Source organism: Pseudoxanthomonas mexicana, from assembly GCF_046736355.1.
Lineage (GTDB): Bacteria > Pseudomonadota > Gammaproteobacteria > Xanthomonadales > Xanthomonadaceae > Pseudoxanthomonas_A > Pseudoxanthomonas_A mexicana_B.
On the sequence record NZ_CP157201.1, the window covers coordinates 2,414,608 to 2,432,337 of the forward strand.

The 17,730-nt window shown below is 65.2% G+C and carries 19 protein-coding genes; all 19 read left to right on the top strand.

Features of this window, described 5'->3' with window-relative positions; all coding sequences use genetic code 11:
- Positions 1–34 precede the first annotated feature (34 nt).
- The 19 genes from AAG688_RS11185 (at position 35) to AAG688_RS11275 (ending at position 17,730) form a co-directional block, all read left to right on the top strand.
- Positions 35–1,330: a terminase large subunit domain-containing protein gene (locus AAG688_RS11185; protein ID WP_411832314.1), complete on the top strand. Its 1,296-nt coding sequence runs from the start codon at positions 35–37 to the stop codon at positions 1,328–1,330.
- Positions 1,330–2,922, top strand: coding sequence for a DUF935 domain-containing protein (locus tag AAG688_RS11190; RefSeq protein ID WP_411832315.1), 1,593 nt, complete (start codon positions 1,330–1,332; stop codon positions 2,920–2,922). The genes AAG688_RS11185 and AAG688_RS11190 overlap by 1 nt, the downstream gene beginning before the upstream one ends.
- Complete coding sequence (locus tag AAG688_RS11195; RefSeq protein ID WP_411832316.1) at positions 2,897–4,096, top strand: PBECR2 nuclease fold domain-containing protein; 1,200 nt, start codon at positions 2,897–2,899, stop codon at positions 4,094–4,096. The genes AAG688_RS11190 and AAG688_RS11195 overlap by 26 nt, the downstream gene beginning before the upstream one ends.
- A gap of 93 nt (positions 4,097–4,189) precedes the next feature.
- The gene (locus AAG688_RS11200; protein ID WP_411832318.1) at positions 4,190–4,684 is read left to right on the top strand and encodes a phage virion morphogenesis protein; all 495 of its coding nucleotides are present in this window, start codon (positions 4,190–4,192) and stop codon (positions 4,682–4,684) included.
- A gap of 276 nt (positions 4,685–4,960) precedes the next feature.
- A complete protein-coding gene (locus tag AAG688_RS11205) occupies positions 4,961–5,992 on the top strand; it encodes a phage protease (RefSeq protein WP_411832319.1) in 1,032 nt (343 codons plus the stop codon).
- A 35-nt stretch (positions 5,993–6,027) separates the two neighbouring features.
- The gene (locus tag AAG688_RS11210) at positions 6,028–6,936 is read left to right on the top strand and encodes a Mu-like prophage major head subunit gpT family protein (RefSeq protein WP_411832320.1); all 909 of its coding nucleotides are present in this window, start codon (positions 6,028–6,030) and stop codon (positions 6,934–6,936) included.
- Positions 6,937–6,996: 60 nt separating this feature from the next.
- Positions 6,997–7,275, top strand: coding sequence for an HI1506-related protein (locus AAG688_RS11215; protein WP_411832321.1), 279 nt, complete (start codon positions 6,997–6,999; stop codon positions 7,273–7,275).
- A gap of 6 nt (positions 7,276–7,281) precedes the next feature.
- On the top strand, positions 7,282–7,803 hold the full coding sequence (locus AAG688_RS11220; RefSeq protein WP_411832322.1) for a phage protein Gp36 family protein: 522 nt from the start codon (positions 7,282–7,284) through the stop codon (positions 7,801–7,803).
- A 29-nt stretch (positions 7,804–7,832) separates the two neighbouring features.
- Positions 7,833–8,252: a hypothetical protein gene (locus tag AAG688_RS11225; protein WP_411832323.1), complete on the top strand. Its 420-nt coding sequence runs from the start codon at positions 7,833–7,835 to the stop codon at positions 8,250–8,252.
- The gene (locus AAG688_RS11230; protein ID WP_411832324.1) at positions 8,249–8,431 is read left to right on the top strand and encodes a hypothetical protein; all 183 of its coding nucleotides are present in this window, start codon (positions 8,249–8,251) and stop codon (positions 8,429–8,431) included. The genes AAG688_RS11225 and AAG688_RS11230 overlap by 4 nt, the downstream gene beginning before the upstream one ends.
- Positions 8,432–8,436: 5 nt before the next feature.
- Positions 8,437–9,417, top strand: coding sequence for a phage tail tube protein (locus AAG688_RS11235; RefSeq protein WP_411832325.1), 981 nt, complete (start codon positions 8,437–8,439; stop codon positions 9,415–9,417).
- 144 nt (positions 9,418–9,561) lie between these two features.
- Complete coding sequence (locus AAG688_RS11240; protein ID WP_411832327.1) at positions 9,562–9,921, top strand: hypothetical protein; 360 nt, start codon at positions 9,562–9,564, stop codon at positions 9,919–9,921.
- 50 nt (positions 9,922–9,971) lie between these two features.
- On the top strand, positions 9,972–10,277 hold the full coding sequence (locus AAG688_RS11245; RefSeq protein WP_411832328.1) for a DUF1799 domain-containing protein: 306 nt from the start codon (positions 9,972–9,974) through the stop codon (positions 10,275–10,277).
- Between the two features lie 15 nt (positions 10,278–10,292).
- On the top strand, positions 10,293–14,885 hold the full coding sequence (locus AAG688_RS11250; protein ID WP_411832329.1) for a tape measure protein: 4,593 nt from the start codon (positions 10,293–10,295) through the stop codon (positions 14,883–14,885).
- Positions 14,882–15,676 carry a hypothetical protein gene (locus AAG688_RS11255; RefSeq protein ID WP_411832330.1) on the top strand — a complete coding sequence of 265 codons (795 nt, stop codon included), beginning with the start codon at positions 14,882–14,884 and terminating at the stop codon, positions 15,674–15,676. Before AAG688_RS11250 ends, AAG688_RS11255 begins: the two co-directional genes overlap by 4 nt.
- Before the next feature lie 15 nt (positions 15,677–15,691).
- Positions 15,692–16,162, top strand: a complete 471-nt coding sequence (locus AAG688_RS11260; protein ID WP_411832331.1) for a hypothetical protein — start codon at positions 15,692–15,694, stop codon at positions 16,160–16,162.
- Positions 16,162–16,707 carry a hypothetical protein gene (locus tag AAG688_RS11265; protein WP_411832332.1) on the top strand — a complete coding sequence of 182 codons (546 nt, stop codon included), beginning with the start codon at positions 16,162–16,164 and terminating at the stop codon, positions 16,705–16,707. Before AAG688_RS11260 ends, AAG688_RS11265 begins: the two co-directional genes overlap by 1 nt.
- A gap of 62 nt (positions 16,708–16,769) precedes the next feature.
- Complete coding sequence (locus AAG688_RS11270) at positions 16,770–17,423, top strand: hypothetical protein (protein ID WP_411832333.1); 654 nt, start codon at positions 16,770–16,772, stop codon at positions 17,421–17,423.
- A 7-nt stretch (positions 17,424–17,430) separates the two neighbouring features.
- A complete protein-coding gene (locus tag AAG688_RS11275; RefSeq protein WP_411832334.1) occupies positions 17,431–17,730 on the top strand; it encodes a hypothetical protein in 300 nt (99 codons plus the stop codon).

The window sequence follows — 17,730 nt, forward strand, 5'->3', positions numbered from 1 at the left end:
GGCGCTCCAACTCTATCCGTACCAGAAGCGGTGGGTGAGGGATCACAGCCGCTTCAAGATCGCCATGTTCGCGCGCCAGTGCGGCAAGACCTTCACATCCACGCTGGAGATCGTACTGGATTGCCTGGAAGCCGAAGCCGCCGGCCGGCGCGAGCGCTGGGTGATCCTCTCGCGCGGCGAGCGCCAGGCGCGCGAGGCCATGAACGAAGGCATCAAGCTGCACTTGAAGGCCATGCAACGGGGCTTCAAGGAACTGGAAATCGACTTTGACGCCAACACCAAGGCGCTGGAGGTCGAGCTGCCCGGCGGCAGTCGCATCACGGCGTTGCCGGCTAACCCGGACACAGCGCGCGGCTTCTCTGCCAACGTGCTGCTGGATGAGTTCGCGTTCCACCAGGACAGCCGCGCCATCTGGAAGGCGCTGTTCCCGGTGATCTCCAAACCCGGCTTGAAGCTGCGCGTGATCAGCACGCCCAACGGCAAGGGCAACAGGTTCTACGACTTGATGACCGGCCATGACGATGGCTGGAGCCGGCACGTCACCGACATTTACACCGCCGTGGCCGATGGCCTGCCACGCGACATCGAGGAACTGCGCCGGGGCGCGGGGGATGACGACCTGTGGGCGCAGGAGTTCGAGCTTAAGTGGCTGGACGAAGCCAGCGCCTGGCTGGACTTCGAACTGATCAACAGCGTGGAAGACGACAATGCCGGCCGGCCCGAGCTGTATACCGGCGGCCCGTGCTACGTGGGCGTGGACATTGCCGCGCGCAATGACCTGTTCGTGATCTGGGTGGATGAGATGGTGGGCGACGTGGCTTGGTGCCGCGAGATCATCACCAAAAAGCGCGCCACCTTCGCCGAGCAGGACGCGCTGCTCGATGACGTGTTCGCCCGCTATCGCGTGCTGCGCTGCTGCATGGATCAGACCGGCATGGGCGAGAAGCCGGTGGAGGACGCCCAGCGCCGGCACGGCAGCACCCGTGTGGAAGGCGTGCTGTTCACCGCCGCCAACAAGCTGACCTTGGCCACTCAGGGCAAGGAAGCCTTCGAGGATCGCAAGACCCGCATCCCCGCCGGTGACAACGCCCTGCGCGCCGACCTGCACAAGCTGAAGAAAGTCACCGGCCCGACCGGCACGCCGCGCTTCCTGGCCGACAGCGACAGCAGCGGCCACGCCGACCGCACTTGGGCCAAGTTCCTGGCCACCAACGCCGCCAGTAGTGGCCAGGAGGTCATCGACTATCGGCGTATCACTCACCACACCACAGACCGTTCCACCGCCATCACGCGCGGTGCCGGCTGGCGCAACAAGAAAGGCATCTGGTAATGGCCACCGTGAAATCGAAGATCCTCGGCCCGGATGGCCAGCCCATCCAGTACGAAGTGCTTGATCGGGAAATCTCCGCCGGTGGGCTGACCGGTATCCGGCAGGTCTGGCACACCGGCGTGGCCGACGGCATGACTCCGGTGCGGTTGGCGTCCATCCTGGAAGGGGCGGCGGCCGGCAATGCCTACGACTACCTGACGCTGGCCGAGGAAATGGAGGAGCGCGACCTGCACTACGCCTCGGTGCTGGGGACGCGCAAGCTGGCATTCGCCGGCCTGGAAATCCAGGTGGACGCCGCCACCGATGAGGCACGCGATGTCGAGATCGCCGATGCCGTGCGCGAGGTCATCGCCACGCCCGACTTCGGCGAGATGATCAGCGACCTGACCGATGCCCTGGGCAAGGGCTACTCGGTGGTGGAGATCATCTGGGATCGTAGCGGCACGCCCTGGAAGGCGGCGCGCCTGGAACACCGCGACCCGCGGTTCTTCCGCTTCGACCAAGCCACCGGCCGGCAACTGCGCCTGCTGGACGATGCCGACCCGGTGAATGGCATTGCCCTGGCCCCGTACAAGTTCATCGTGCACCTGCCGAAGATCCGCAGCGGCTTGCCCGTGCGTGGTGGCCTGGCGCGCCTGGCGGCCGTGGGCTACATGTGTAAGGCGTGGACGTGGAAGGACTGGATGGCCTTTGCGGACATCTTCGGCCTGCCCATGCGAGTGGGAACCTACGGCAACGGCGCGAAGGAAGAGGACATCGCCCGCCTGATGAGCGCGGTGGCCAACCTGGGCAGCGATGCGGCGGCCGTCATCCACGAATCCACCCGCATTTCTTTCGAAGCCGCACCCAACACCGCCGGCGCAGCGGATTTCTTCGAGAAGCTGGCCACCTGGTGGGACAAGCAGATCAGCAAGGGCGTGCTGGGCCAGACCATGACGGCCGACGATGGTTCGTCGCACAGCCAGGCCAAGGTGCACAACGAGGTGCGCCTGGATCTGCTGAAGGCCGATGCCCAGGCACTGGAGAACACCCTCAACCGCGACCTGGTGCGCGCGTTCGTGGATCTGAACTTCGGGCCGGGCCGCTATCCCATCCTGAAAGTGCCAGTGCCCGAACCGGAAGACACGCGCCTGCTGATCGACGCCCTGGAAAAGCTGGTGCCGATGGGCCTGGAAGTCGAGCAGTCCATCATCCGCGACAAGCTGGGCCTGCCCGATCCGGCCACCGGCAAGGATGTGAAGCTGTTGCGCGCGCCGGCGCAAGCCGCGTCCGGTGCGCCGGATGCAGACCATTCTGTTGACGCCACCAAAATGGTGAAGCAGGCCGAGAACCGCGAACGAGCGCCCGCACCCGACCGCGAGGATCAACTGGCCGCACTGTTGGCCGATGCCGCCGATCCGTTGGTAGGCGAGTGGATCGACCAGGTGCGCAACCTGGTGGACACCGCCAGTTCGCTGGAAGACGTGCGCGACGGGCTGCTGGATCTGCTGCCGTCCCTGGATGCAGGCAAGTTCGCCCAGGTCATGCAGCACGCGCTGGCCATCGCCGGCGCGGCCGGCATGCTGGATGCGCTGGACGATAGCCGTGCCTGAAATCCGGGGCAACTTCGGCAGCTTCAAGGAAGCCGAGGATTACTTCCGCCAGAAGGTCAACCTGCCCACGCGCAAGTGGAATGACCTGTGGCAGGGTCAGCACGCGCGTGCCTTCGTGGCCGCCGGCGTCACCCGCGACGCGGTACTCACCGATCTGCGCCGTGCGGTGGATGACGCGATCAGCAAGGGCGAAACGCTGGACGACTTCCGCAAGAAGTTTGCAGACATCGTGAAGGCCCACGGCTGGATCGGCGGGGCCGGCGGCGACAGTGCGGCCGGCATGGCCTGGCGCACGTCCGTCATCTACCACACCAACATCCGGACCGCCTATCAGGCCGGGCGCTGGGAAACGCTGAAACACTTCCCCTATCTAAAGTACAAGCACAACACCATCCGCAACCCGCGAGAGCACCACAAGGCATGGGATGGACTGGTGTTGCCTACCAGTGATGCCTGGTGGAAGACCCATTACCCACCCAACGGCTGGGGCTGCCGTTGCACCGCTTACGGCATATCCGAAGCACGATTGAAGGCCGATGGAAAGCGCCCCGATGCTGCACCACCGGACGTGGAGGGCGACCCGCCGCCAGAGTGGCGGTATCACGTGGGGCAGGCTTCCACGGGTCAGCAGCTCAGCGAACAGGACATGCAGTACTGGCGCGATCAGAAGGGCGATGCCTGGGAAGTGCTGACGCAGAAACAGGCCGCCGACTACGGCCGGCCCGAGCAGATTCCATTGGATGTGTTGCCGCGCCCGCTGGCAGCCGTTCGACGCGCTGATGGGGATGAACTGCGCGCCCTGCTGCGTGGTGCGCTGGGCGCGGATGAGCGTGTGTTCAAGCTGAAGGTCAGCGACGACTTCAGCTACGACATGGTGGCTACGGTGGAGGAACTGGCCAAGCACATCGACCCGGCACGCGCCAGCGTCGTACCGCTGCTGCCTGACGTGATGGAGCAGCCGTTCGAGGTCTGGCAGATGTTCATGCGCCACAAGGGCAGCGGCCGCATGGTGCTGCGCACGCGCTACATCCGCGCCTTCGACATGCCGGAGCGGCCAGGCATGATGGTGGTGATGGAAGCGGTGAAAGGGCGCATGGTGAGCTGGACGCTGATGCCCAGCCGCATCGGCTACCTGGAACGCCAGCGGCAGGGAAACCTGCTCTATGGGCGGTAGGCGGGTGGGACCTCAAGGGGAGCACGGCCCCAAGGGCGCAATCGCCGGAACAAGGGCCGTGTCCCGAACCGACGAAGGTAGGGCAACCATACCATGACCGACGCGCTGGTAATCAAAGTAGACGACGCCCAGGTACAGCGTTGGTTCGGCGAGCTGCTGCGCCGCGCGACCGATCTGTCCCCGCTGATGGCCGCCATCGGCGAGTCGGTGTTGGAATCCACCCAGGGTCGCTTCCGCACCGGCACCGGCCCAGACGGCGTTGCCTGGGTGCCGCTGGCCGATGGCAGCGGGCGCACGCCACTGACCGATACCGGCCGCATGTGGCAGGACATCAGCCCGCGCGCCGGCCCGAACTGGATGGAGCTGACCGCCCATGCCCGTCAGGCCCGCTGGCACCAGAAAGGCACCCCGGCCTACACCATAACGCCGAAGGGCAAGAAAGCACTCGCCTGGCCCGGTGGCCCCGGCCCACGCAAGAAGGTTAACCACCCCGGCCTGCCGGCCCGCCCCTTCATGGGGATCAGCGCCGAGGATGACCAGCGCATCGGCGATCTGGGCATTGCCTGGCTGGAACTGGGCCGGGCCTGAATTGACGGCCCCGCCAGAAACGGCCCAGGAGGGCCGTACAGCCCCTTCCTACGGTGGATGGGCGTCCATCGGGGTGATCGGGCCACCAAGGGCGATTTAAATGGGTTTTGAAGGCCGTCTGGGCGGGGTGCGAGGACGGCATCTGGACAGGCGGTCCGAAACCGGGCAACTTCCCCGTCGCGCGCCGGGCAACCTTCCGGGATTGCCGGATAGTTCGTTCAGCCAACCCGCGCGCGCGGGCAGCCCGTCCCGATCTCACTAACGCGCGTTAGTCCCATGCCTCCGTCGGCAGTGGTCACTCTGGCCGGCATGCCGCGTCTTGCCCTCAACATCGACCTGTCCGCCCACAGTGCCGCCGCGCCGGAGGACGTGGAGCTGATCCGCGTCACCGATCCGGCCACGGGCCGGGTGCGGGGCCGTGACGGCCGCAACTGGCTGTTCGATGCCGCCGGCCAGCGTGCCGTGCTGGAAGCCTTCGCCGCCAACGGCATCGACCTGCCCATCGACTGGGAGCACGCCACCCAGCACCGCGCCCCCCACGGCCAGGAAGCCCCGGCCGGTGGCTGGATCGAGGGCGTGGACGTGCGCGACGGCGCGCTGTGGGGCCGGGTGAAGTGGACGCCGCGTGCCGCCGAGCAGGTGGCCAACCGCGAGTACCGCTTCCTGTCCCCCGTCTTCGACTACGAACCGGACACCGGCCGCATCGTGCGGCTGGTGTCGGCCGGGCTGGTCAACAAGCCCAACCTCCCCCTGCAAGCCCTAAACCAACAGGAACCCGCCATGAAGCGATCCACCCTGCTCGCCGCCGCCATCGTCGGTGCCCTTGGCCTGACCGAAGACGTCAGCGATGACGACCTGGCCACGGCCATCAACGCACTGAAGAAGGACAAGGACACCGCCACCGCGCTCAATGCCGCCAACCAGCCCAACCTGGAGCGCTTCGTGCCGCGCGGCGACTACGACGCCATGAAGGACCGCGCGATCAACGCCGAACAGGCGCTGGTGACGCGCAACCAGGCCGACCATGCCGCCGCCGTGGACGCGGCCATCAAGGGCGCGCTGAAGGCCGGCAAGATCACGCCGGCCACCGCCGACTACCACCGCGCCGCATGCAGCGACACCGCCGGCCTGGAGCGCTTCAAGGCATTCGTGGGTGCGGCCCCGGCCGTAGGTGACCCCAGCGGGCTGGACAACAAGAAGCCCGCCGGCACCGTTACTGCGCTCAATGCCGAGCAGAAGGAAGCCTGCCGCCTGCTGGGCATCAGCGAGGCCGACTTCACGGCTGAACTCAACCGCGCCACTGCCTAAACCACCCGACGACGACCCCCCAAGGAATCCTTTCAATGGCCATTCTCTCCACTGCCATCGTGCAGGCGCTGTTCGTCGGCTACCGCCGCGACTTCCAGAACGCGCTGACCGCCACGCCCACCGACTACGAAAAGATCGCCACCGTGGTGCCCAGCACCACCAAGAGCAACACCTACGCCTGGCTGGGCCAGTTCCCACAGTTCCGCGAATGGATTGGCGACCGCGTCATCAAGTCCATCGCCGCCAGTGGCTACAGCATCGTCAACAAGGACTGGGAGTCCACGGTGGGCGTCAAGCGCACCGACATCGAGGATGACCAGGTGGGCGTGTACAGCCCGCTGTTCTCCGAGATGGGCCGCGCGGCCAAGGCCCAGCCCGATGAGCAGGTGTTCGCCCTGCTGAAGGCCGGCCTGACCACGTTGTGCTTCGACGGTCAGAACTTCTTCGATGACGAACACCCGGTCTACGCCAACGCCGATGGCACTGGTGCGGCGACGCTGGTGGCAAACCATGATGTGGATCTGGTTGCTCGGCCGAACGCCCCGATCTGGTACCTGCTGGACACCACGCGCGCCATCAAGCCGATCATCTTCCAGAACCGCAAGTCACCGCAGTTGGTGTCGCGCACGGGCCTGACCGACGAGAACGTGTTCGCCCGCAACGAGTACGAGTTCGGCGCGGACAGCCGCAACAACGTGGGCTTCGGCTTCTGGCAGTTGGCCTTCGCCAGCAACCAGCCGCTGACCGCCGCCAACTACGCCGCTGCGCGCGCCGCGATGAAGGCCTTCAAGGCCGACGGTGGCCGCCCACTGGGTATCACGCCCAACACCCTGGTGGTGCCGGGGTCGCTGGAAGGCGCTGCGCGCAAGCTGCTGGTCAAGGACGAGAACGGCGGTAACGAGTGGGCCGGCAGCGCCACGCTGCTGTGCCCGAGCTGGCTCTGACCGTTGCCTTGCCACCCTGGCGGGTTCGCCCGCCGGGGTCGCCCTGACTGGAGAAATCCCGTGACGAAAGAAATCCCTGCGCTGTTCGTTCGCGCCAAGCATGAACCGTACCGCCGCGCCGGTTTCCAGCATACCCGCGCCGGCACTGGCTTTGCGCTGGATGCGCTGACCGAGGCGCAGGTCGAACTGCTGAAAAATGACCCGCACCTGGTGGTCGAGGAGTGCAGCTTCGATCAGGACGCCGTTACGCTGGAAAGTGATCCGCCTCCCGTGATGCCCGTGACGCCGGTCGATGGCGGGACCACCACCAAGCCCGCCAAGAGAAAGAAGGCCAAGTAAGTCGCCATGTACGTCACGCCCGCCCACTTGGCCGATGGTTCGGACAGCCTGAAAGAGCTGTCCGAGTTGTACGGCGTGGACGCGCCGTTGCTGGCGGCGGTGATCGCCGGCGGCGACACCGGCGCTTGGCCAGCGGATGACGTGGCGGCGGCCAGCGAGGCGCTGGCCAGCATCCAGCGGTTCATCGTGCAGGCAGATGGCGAGGTGGACGCGCGCCTGGCGCAACGCGGGTACCCGCTGCCGCAGGATGCGGCGCAGTTTCCGATCCTCACGGTGTGGGCGCGCGCAATTGCGCGCTATCACCTGCACCGCCAGCGCGACAAGACCAGCGAGGAAACCGGACGCATCGAGCGCGACTACCGCGATGCGTTGCGCGCACTTGACCAGGTGGCCGCCGGCAAGCTGTCCCTGGGCGTAAACGATCCATTGGCCCCTGCGCCGGCCGATCCCGACGATCCTGGTACCGGCTCCACGCGCCTGATCAGCAACGAGCGCATGTTCAGCCGCAAGACGCTGGGGGCGCTGTGAGCGTCGGCCCGTACCCGGTGAGCTTGGCCATGACCCGCGTGCGTGACAAGGTCGCGGCGCTGCGCAATGCCGTGGGCAACGCGGCCGACCTGCGCACGGCCTTGCAGTCCAAGCCGCGCACGTCGCCGGCGGCTTACCTGCAAGCCGAGGAGCGCGGTGGCCCGGTGAAGTACAGCGGCCCGGTCACCGTGCAGGACGTGAGCGTGTCACTGCAACTGGTGCTGTTCTTCCGCAGCGCCAAGGGCGAAGGCGATGGCGCAGGCGCGCGTGAAGGCATGGACGTGCTGATCGCCGCCACGCGCGCGGCGCTGGTGGGCTGGTCGCCGGGCGATGCCTTCCAGGCGCTGTACTTCCAAGCTGGCCGCGACGAGTACTTCGACTGCGGTTGGCTGGTCAGCCAGCAGATCTATCAGACCGGATACCGCATCCAGCACCAGGTGCAGCCATGAGCAACTCGCAACCCACCCCCACCACCCACGGCGCGTGGCGCGTCATCGACGGCCAGTTGGTCAACGAGGCCGACCTGCCTCCACCGGCCCCGGCTGATGCCGAACCATCCACGCCGGCACCAGAAGCGCCCACGCCTAACGCCCCCACTCACCGCCGCAAGGCGTCCACCAAGGAATAACCGCGATGGCCCAGCCCCAACTCGAACAGTTCACCAAGCGCGGCCTGGCGGTCGCCCTGCGCGTGGCGCCTGGCACGCCCGTGGTGCCGTTGCCCGCCAGCAACGGCGTCATGATCTTCAACGGCAGTTCCGGCACCGAGTTCGATCCCATCGAACGCGAAGTAGATCGGCCATTTTTCGGCGGCACGCCCTTCGCCGTCGGTGCCAAGCGAGCCTTCATCGAAGGTGAAGTGGAACTGTATCCGCCGGCCACGCCCGGCGCGGTGACCACCAGCGACGCGGACTGCGGCATCGTCCTGCTGCCCGCCGGCATGACGGTGGTCAAGAATGCAGGCGCCAAGACCACGCGTTACAACCCGATCAGCAGCGGCATCCCGATCAGCGACGCCTACTGGTGGCATGCGGGCCTGCTGAAGAAAGTGCAGGCAGCACGCCACAACATCACTAGCCTCACCCTGGAGGTGGGCAACCGCTTCCGTGCCAATGTCCGCATCCAGGGCGATTACGAGGATGTCGAGGAAGCGGCGTTGCCCACCATCGTGCTGCCCTCGACCGTGCCCGTGGTGGCCCGTGCCAACAACACCGTCACCCAGGTGACCGTGCTGCCGGGCGGCTCCCCGCTCAACGTGTGGGCCAAGTCACTGGCCGTGGACTTCGGCAATCAGATCCAGCAAAAGGAGTTCACCGAGCACAAGGAAACCGGCATCACCAGCCGGCAGCCGACCTTCACGTTACGCCTTGCCAAGACCGACCTGGACGACTTCAACCCTTGGGCTGTGCGCGACGCGGGCACGCTGCTCACCACCTCCCTGCGCCTGACCCAGGCGGCCAATCTCTACAGCGAACTGGGCGTGCGTGGGCAAATCGAGCAGATCAACGAGGTGGACATCGACGGCGACTACGGTTGGGAGCTGTCCGGGCGCTGCATCCCCAGCAGCTCCGGTGGCGACGAGTTCTACATCGAGTTCGGCGACGCCACGCCGTAACTGACCCTCTTCATGTGAGGTATTTCAGCCCCGCCATTGCGCGGGGCTTTTCTTTGCGAACTAACGCGCGTTAGTGCCAACCCACGCGCGCACGCGGGCATCTTGGCATGGCTGTTCAAAACCCCTTCCTAGAGGAATTGCGCCATGCTGAAACTCACCAAGACCGCGCTGTTCGCGCTGACCGCGAAGCTGCGACTACCTACCGAAACGCCCGGCACCTTCAATGAGGGCGCCATCACTGCCAAGGTCAAGGTCAAGACCAAGGAGCAGTTGCTCGATATGTCCGAGCAGGGCTTTACGGACATCGAATACATCAACGAGCTGGTTGACAGCGTCGAAGGCCTCGGTGACGAGAACGGCCAGCCCATCACCGGTGATGCGGCGATGCACGAAGTGCGCAGCGGCGCGTGGTCCCCGTTCCTGCAAGCCGCCATCCTGGCGGCCTACTTCGAACAATTCGGCGAGGCGCGCGTAAAAAACTCCAAGCCGTCGCGCGGGCGCTGATATCCGGTGGGAAGGGTCCACGTGCTGGTGCCGAAGGAAGGGATGATGACTTGCCCGCCCCCGGCACCAGCACGGCGGACTTCCTCCGTCCAAACGACGGCAATGAAAAGGATGACGACCCCGATATCGAGGTCGAAGTTCTGGACGACAACTGGGACACCGTCGCCGTGTTCGGCCAGTGCCAGCCAAGTTGGCTTGTGGGCCTGGGCGGCGCGTCCTACGCGGGCATCTCCGCGACCGAAGTCGAAGCCGCATGCCGGCTGCTTCAAATCCCGCCGATGCAGTGGCCGGACATCAGCCAGGGCATCCGCGTGATGTCGCTGGCCAGCGCCGAGGAATACCGGCAGAAGCGTTAAGCGCCTGGGGGCATCGTGACCGACCAAACCGTAACCTTGCGACTGACCGCCGACGGACGCGGCGTGGCGCCTGGCGTGCGTCAGGCGCAATCGGAAATCGACAAGCTCGGCGGCACCGCTCAGAACGCAGGCAAGAAGGCCCAGCAGGGTATCAAGGGCGTCAACCAGGAAATCGAGCGCACCGCGCGCAGTGCGAGCATGGCCGAAACCATGCTCAAGCGCTTCCTTGGGGCCGCCGCGATGGCCCAGGCTCTGGTCACCGCCGGGCGCACCGCTGACGCTTACGCCGACATCGTCGGCAAGCTCAAGCAGGTCAGCAACGGCGAACGCGAGCTTGCCACGGCGAAGGCGGCCACGTTCAACATTGCCCAACGCTACTACCAGCAACTCGACGCCACGGTGACGCTCTACGGTCGCTCGGCGCGTGCGCTCAACGAATACGGCTACGGCCAGCAGAAGGCGCTCAAGCTGACCGAAGCCATGAGCGCGGCCTTGGTCGTGGACCGCGCAGGTGTGGCGGAGTCCGCCTCCGCCATCATCCAGTTCAGCCAAGCGCTAGGCAGCGGCGTGCTGCGCGGAGAGGAATTCAATAGCGTCAACGAAGCGGCGCCGCGCATCATGAAGGCGCTGTCCGACTCCCTGGGCGTCACGCGTGGCGAGCTGCGCAAGATGGCCGAGGACGGCAAGCTGACCATCGACGTGCTTGTTGATGCGCTGACGGGTGATCAAGCCGAACGCATCATCGCCGAGGCCAGCAACGTGCCGCTGACCATTGGACGCGCATGGCAGCAGGCTAAGAACGACGCGCTGCGCTATGTCGGCGAAGCCGACCAGGGTATCGGGGCATCGTCCGCCGTGGCCCAGGCAATTAGCACGCTCGGCAAGAACCTGGACATGCTGGCCACCGCCGCCGCGCTGGCCGCCACCGTGTTCGCCGCGCAGCTGGTGCAGAAGGGCCTGCGCGCCGCGCACGCAGCCTGGATGGCTCAGTCAACCGTGGTCAACACGACCACCACCAGCTACCTGACGCACAGTGGAATCGTCACCACAACCACCGCCAATACTGTGCGCTTGACGGCCGCGCAGACGGCAGCGGCCGTGGCTTCGCGCGGTCTGGCTGCGGCGCTGGCCGTTGTGCAGGCCAATCCCATCATGCTGGCGGTGACTGCCGTAGTACTCCTGGCTGGCGCGTTCTGGCAGGCCAGCCGAGCGGCTGAGGCCGCTTCGGAGAATGTGAGGGCACTGCACGAGCGCGTTGTATTGGCCAGCGATGCCTATGGTGAATTCGCCAAGGCTCCCACGTTCCAGGGCATCACGGATCTGAAATCGGCGGACGAGGCATTCAAGGAACTGACGCAGTCGGTCACGGACACGCACGAGAAGATGATTCGCGCGCATGAGAGCTACCTGCGCGTGACAGCGCGGACGGGCGACACGTCCGCCAGCGCTCGCCGTGACGTTGACGAAGCTACTGCCGCCTATGAGCGGCAGAAGGGACAGTTGGAGGCGCTGACCGAGCAGCGTCGCGCGGCGGATGCGGCCGCCCTCGAAGAGATGCAGCGACTGCTGGGTCTGAACAACATCAGCGAGCAGACGCAGCAGAAGTTGGCGGAGCTGGCTCAGCGCAAGCGCGAGACAGGCATTAGCTCCAAAGAACTGACCGAAGCAATGGCCGGCCTGGCCGTAGCTGAAGGTGATGTTACGCGGGGAGCGTACATCATGGCCAACGGCATCGAAGCTGTCGGGGCAGCGGCGCAGCGCACGACCGGATATGTTGAAAAAATGAACCAGCAACTCCAGCAGGAGTTGGTGCGTCAGCGCACTGCCGAATCAGGCAAACGTGCTGGTTCTCGTTTGGAATTCGGCTTCGCGGTGCTGGATGAGCAGAAGAAGGCGGGCGGAAAGCTGAGTCAGCAGCAGCTGGCCGATATGTACAACGCCTGGAATTCTGTTGCCGCCGCATCGGAACTGGCGGACCAGGCGCAGGAGAAAGCGCGCCAGCTCACTAAGGACAATGCTGCCTCCACCCGTGAAGCGAGCAAGGCCACGCGCGATCATGCGCGCGACCTGGAGCAACAGGCGGAGTCTCAGCGCCGCTACACCGAACAGGTGGAACGCCTAGAGGCCGAACTGCAAGGGCCGGTCAAGATTGCCGAGGTCGAGCATGCTCAGCGCCTGGCGGGAATCGCCCGTGAGCTGAAGGAAGGCAACATCACAAAGGCGGCTGCAACGCGCCTTGAAGCCGCCTACGAAGCGCAGTTGAAGAAGACCACCGCCGAGCTGGTGAAACAGCAGAACGCCCCCCAAGCGCTCCTGGACACTATGTCCGGCGAGTTGCGCCTGCTGGGCATGCTGGGAATCGAGCGGGAGCGCTACAGCCGTCGGCTTCAGAACGAAGCCGACATGCGCCGTGCCATCGCAGAATCCATCGCGGCAGGCAACGATGCCCTGGCCGCATCTCCCCAGCAGCAGGAAGATCTGATCGCCAGCGCACGCGCGATGGCGGACTGGTCGCTAGCCGCCGAGGAGTCCGCGCGCCAGGCCCAGGAGTGGGCCAGTGCGTGGACGCGTGGGATTGAGTCGGCGGCCGATGCGGTTACCGATTTCGCGATGTCGGGGCTGCGGGATTTCCAGCAGCTCGGGCGCGACCTGAAGTCGATCGCAAAGCAAATCGTCGGCGACCTGGTGCGCACCTTCCTTCAGCAACGCATCGTGCTGCCGATCCAGGCCCAGCTGATGGGCAACGGCTTCGCGGCTGCCGGCGGCAACCTGGCCAGCCTGGTCGGCGGCGGCTGGTTGCCCAGCTTGCTCGGCGGCAGCAGTGCGGCGCCCGCCGCCGGCAGCCTGCAGGGCTTCGGCAACAACCTGGCCGCGCTCTACGCCATGCCGGGGGGCTCTGCAGCAGCGGCAGGCAGCGGCGGCGGCATGATCTCCAAGCTGCTCGGCTCGATGGGCAACGCGAAGCTCGGTGGCATGCTCGCCGGTGGCCTGGTTGGGCTCCAAGGCGGCGACAACCTGCTGACGAAGGGGTTGTCCGGACTGTCCGGTGCCGTAGCGGGAAACGCGCTCAGCGGCGCGCTCACCGCGACGCTGGCGGCGAGCAAGGGGGGCGCCAGCATCGTCGGTGCGCTGACTGCCGGCCTGAAGAGCATCGGTCCCCTGGGTTGGGTCGGCCTGGGCGCCACCGTGCTCGACAAAATCACCGGCGGCGGTCTGTTCGGCACTTCGTGGAAAGCCACCGGCTCGGCGAGCCAGTTCGGCATCACCAGCGCCGGTGCGACCGGCTTTACTGAAGTCAGCGAGTCGAAGAAGCGCAGCCTCTTCCGCGGAACCAAGCATCGCACGACGAAGACAGCCCTGGACGCCGACGCGCTTTCGTCTGTCCAAGCGCTGTTCGATGAAATCGCGGCGGCGATGAGCGAAGCCGCTGCGGCCCTGGCCATCGACGTGCCGACGCTGGTCGGCGGCACGTTCCGGCAGGAGTTCGACAAGAACGGCAACTTGACAAAAGAGTTCGGCACCATCGCCGGTCGCATCTACAACGAAGCGCAGGAAGCTTTCGCGGAGCGCCTGCTCGGCGAGAACCTGCTCGCCGTGGCCAAGGCAGTCGGCGCCTCGGCTGAAATCGAGCGCATCGCCGCCGGCTACCGGGGCAGCGCGGAGAGCCTGCGCGAAGTGGCCACGTTCCTGCTCGCCGTGCAGTCCGACATCAAGCAGTCCACGCAACTGTGGACGGCTGCCGGCGACGGTGTGCTGACCGACATCACCCAGTTGTTCGAGCGCCTGGGCCGCGCCGGCGAGAGCCTGGCCGACACGTACGCGCGCATCACCAGCGCGGCGAACGAGTACGGCAGCTTCATGGCCGGCATCGAGCAGCAGTTGCTCACCTCGGGGCTCAATGATTGGCAGCAGGCCCAGCTCGACATCGAGCTGCAGTACCGCAACCAGGTCAGCGCCGCCAACGACTACGCCAAGGCCCTGGGCTTGTCGGGCGCCCGCGCCGAGGACCTGGCGAAAATCGAGCAGTTGCGCGCACTCAACATGGCCAGCCTGCAGCGGCAGATGGAGGAAGAACGCCGCAACCTGCTCGGTGACCTTGCACTGAGCCAGTATTCGCCGCTGCGCGATGACCAGAAGCTCGCGGAAGCCATGCAGCAGCTGCAGGCAGCCGTGGCCGCCGGCAACCTCAACAAGGCTTCACAGCTCTCGCAAACCGCACTGGGCTTGGGTCGCAATCTCTATGCCAGCGGCAACGACTACAACGCGCTGTACAACCAGGTCACCGGGCTGCTCGACACCATCACAGTCCCGCAGCTGGAGATGGACGACGGCACGACGATGGGCGACCTGGCGGACGCCATCCTCTCGCTGCCGAAGGATTTCGCCCGCGAGCTCTTCGCTGTTCTGTACGCGCCAGTAGCACCTGAGCGGCCCACCGGCGGCAACACGCCCCCCGTCAGCACGGGAACGGGCACCGGCACATCCACCAACACCGGCACGGGCGGCAACGGCAGCCAGGACGAGACTAACAATCTGCTTCGGCATCTGATTGCGGTCATCGAGAAGGGCTATCAGCCGGACATGTTCGCGGAGATGCGCATCCGATGAGCGCGCGTGTGCTGCTGCTGATGGAAATCGGCGCCGGGCCGCTGCCGGCCGTGACGCCAGTGCAGGTGCGACATGCCAGCTGGGTGCCCGCGGTGCATGTGGCCGCCGAGATTGCCCAGCTTGTCGTGGCGGTAGCCCCCGTGGCCAACGGTGTTGTGCTGACCTGGCCGAGCAGTCTGCATTCTGCGGCGGTGTATGTCATCGAGCAGGGCGAGACTGCGGACGGTCCTTGGACCGAAATCGCCCGCACTTCCTCGCCGCGCTACACCTTCAATAGCACCGGTACTGGCCCCTGGCATTTTCGGCTGCACACGAACGTGCGCGGCCGCGTGGGCCCTGAAACCCTCGTCGAGGGCTCGCCCGCACTGTCGCCCACCGAAGAGTCCCTTGAAGAGCTGCAGCGCCAGCTTGAGGAAGAGCGCGTCAAGCGGTTCCAGGAAGATGCGGAGAATGCCGCCAAGGCGGCCAGCGACCTGCTCAACCTGGCGCTGCTGCAGGAGCAGGCCTTGCAAGCCGAGCGTGCGGCACGCGAACTCGCCGTCGCCGCCGCGGTGATTCGCCTCGACGCCATCGACGACGACGCCATCATTTCGCCTGGCGAAAAGCCCCAGCTCATCACGGATGTGCAGGCCATCCACGACATCTACCCGCGCCTGCGCCAGCAGATGGAACTGGCCGAACTCGATGTAGAGGAACTGGATGACGCCTACAACGGGCTGATCAGCTATCTCGCAGAACTCAATTCACCGGTGCCGTGGAATGACACGTCCGGAAACACCCACATCACTTAATTAGAGGAACCCGACATGTCTCGAACCACAAAAGAATTCCGCATTGAGCTCGCAAAGCATTTTTTCCACAACCTCCCGATGGCGGGTATCGGTGATGCGGCCGGACTTCAATCATCGACCGCCTCGGGGAGTTGGTGGGTTTCGCTGCACACCGAGGCACTGGGCGAGGACGCGCATCAGAACACGAGTGAAGCCGACTACGGCGGTTACGCGCGAGTCGCGGTGCCTCGCAACGCGGCCGGCTGGGGTGTGATGGAAGACGTCATTGGTCAGGTTGCCGGCGAAGTGACAAATGCAGTGCAAATCCTGTTCCCTCGGTGCACGAGTGGAAGTTCCACGATCACCCACATCGGCATCGGCACGTCTGCCAGCGGCCAAGGCAAGTTGCATTTCTTTACGCAACTCGCCGAGCCCGTGAGCGTCGAAGTTACGCCGGGGCAGGCGCCAGTGTTTGAGCCGGGCGAAGTTTCATGGGTGGTGTCGTAATGTCGGCGCTCCCTATCTCCGCCCTGGACGAGGCCGCCGCGCTGGCCGACGCGGACATGCTTGAAATCGAGCGGCCGGACGGCGATCCGGAGGCCGTCCCACCGGTACCGAATAGCGGGCTTCGTGTCACGTCCGCAAAGCTTCTCGCCTATTTATTTAGCAAAATCGTTGGCGGCAGTGGGATTCGGCTGTCGCTTGCATCCGGTACGCTCACGCTGGAATCGGGCGGCGCATCCAGCGTTGAAGTCGCGGGCGCATCCGCAACCCTTTCACTTGCGCATGCTAACCGCTTCATCCGCTTCAATAACGCCACGGCGCAGACGGTGACGATTCCGCCGCAGTCTTCGGTCGCGTGGCCGGATGATTGTCAGCTGGAGGGCGCTCAGTGGGGCGCTGGCGCGGTCAGCTTTGTTGCCGGAAGCGGGGTCACGCTTCGCAAAGCAGCCGACATCAGTGCGACGAGCGGCGGACAGTACAAGCCGCTAGGCATCAAGCGAGTCGCATTGAACGAATGGCTGCTCTTCGGCCAGTTCGGGGGGGCTTGATGTTAAATCTTGGAATCATCGGGTCTGTGCGCCGCGCCGGAATCACGCTCGTGCATTCGGGCGTGAGCATCGTATACGGCACCAATGCAGGCGCCGCAAGCTTGCCTGCCGCTGTTCAACAGGGCGACATTGTGCTGGCCGCAGTGTGTGGCAGTTTCAATGGCAACGCCGCCATTTCCTTGCTGACCAGCGGATACACAAAATCCGAAGATCTTCATCAAGCCTCGTCAGTCGGAGCAATGGCATCCAATGCCGGAATCTTCGTCAAGTTGATGGGAGGCACTCCGGATGCATCCGTTGAATTCGCTGGCGTTGGCGCGAACTCGATGACGGCATTGCTGGTGGGTGTATTTAGAGGCGTCTCAACAACCAATCCTCTGGATATTTCGCCGCAAGTAGAATACTGGCCCGACAATGTGCGCACACGCGTTCCGGCGATTACGCCGACAACGCCGGGAGCCTTGGTTGTCGGCGTGTTGCTGGGTAGTTCGGTTTACGTGTCGGGCGCATACGGCGCCATTCCTGCGCCCACCGGGTTCACTAGCATCGCACGCCAGTCATCCCACAACCCGACCGGAAATGCCCACGTGTCCGCTGGCATGTACTCCAAGCCCTGGACGGGCGGCACAAGCCCGGCAAGTAACTACGTGCTCGGTTACAACAGCGGAACGGCTCCCAGTTCAATCAGCGTGGCGCTCGCGCTGCGCCCCAAGTGAGGTAAGCATGGCCATCATCGTGAGTGAAGAGCAGCGCACCATTCGCGCGGAAATCGTATCCCCGCGCATCGTCATCAACTGGAATCCGGACACGGACACCGGAAGCGTGCATTTTCAAGTGGACGAGATGGAATACAGGGATGGCGTATTCCACCAGCTGACACCGCGCGGAGAATACGCGCTGACGTTGCAGGAGTTGATGCAGCGCTCCGTTATTGTCGGCGAGCAGGAAATCTCACCGCTGCTTGTCATCGGCTACATCAAGCAACTATTTGCTGACCTTCACGCCGAGTACGCAGCGGACTGA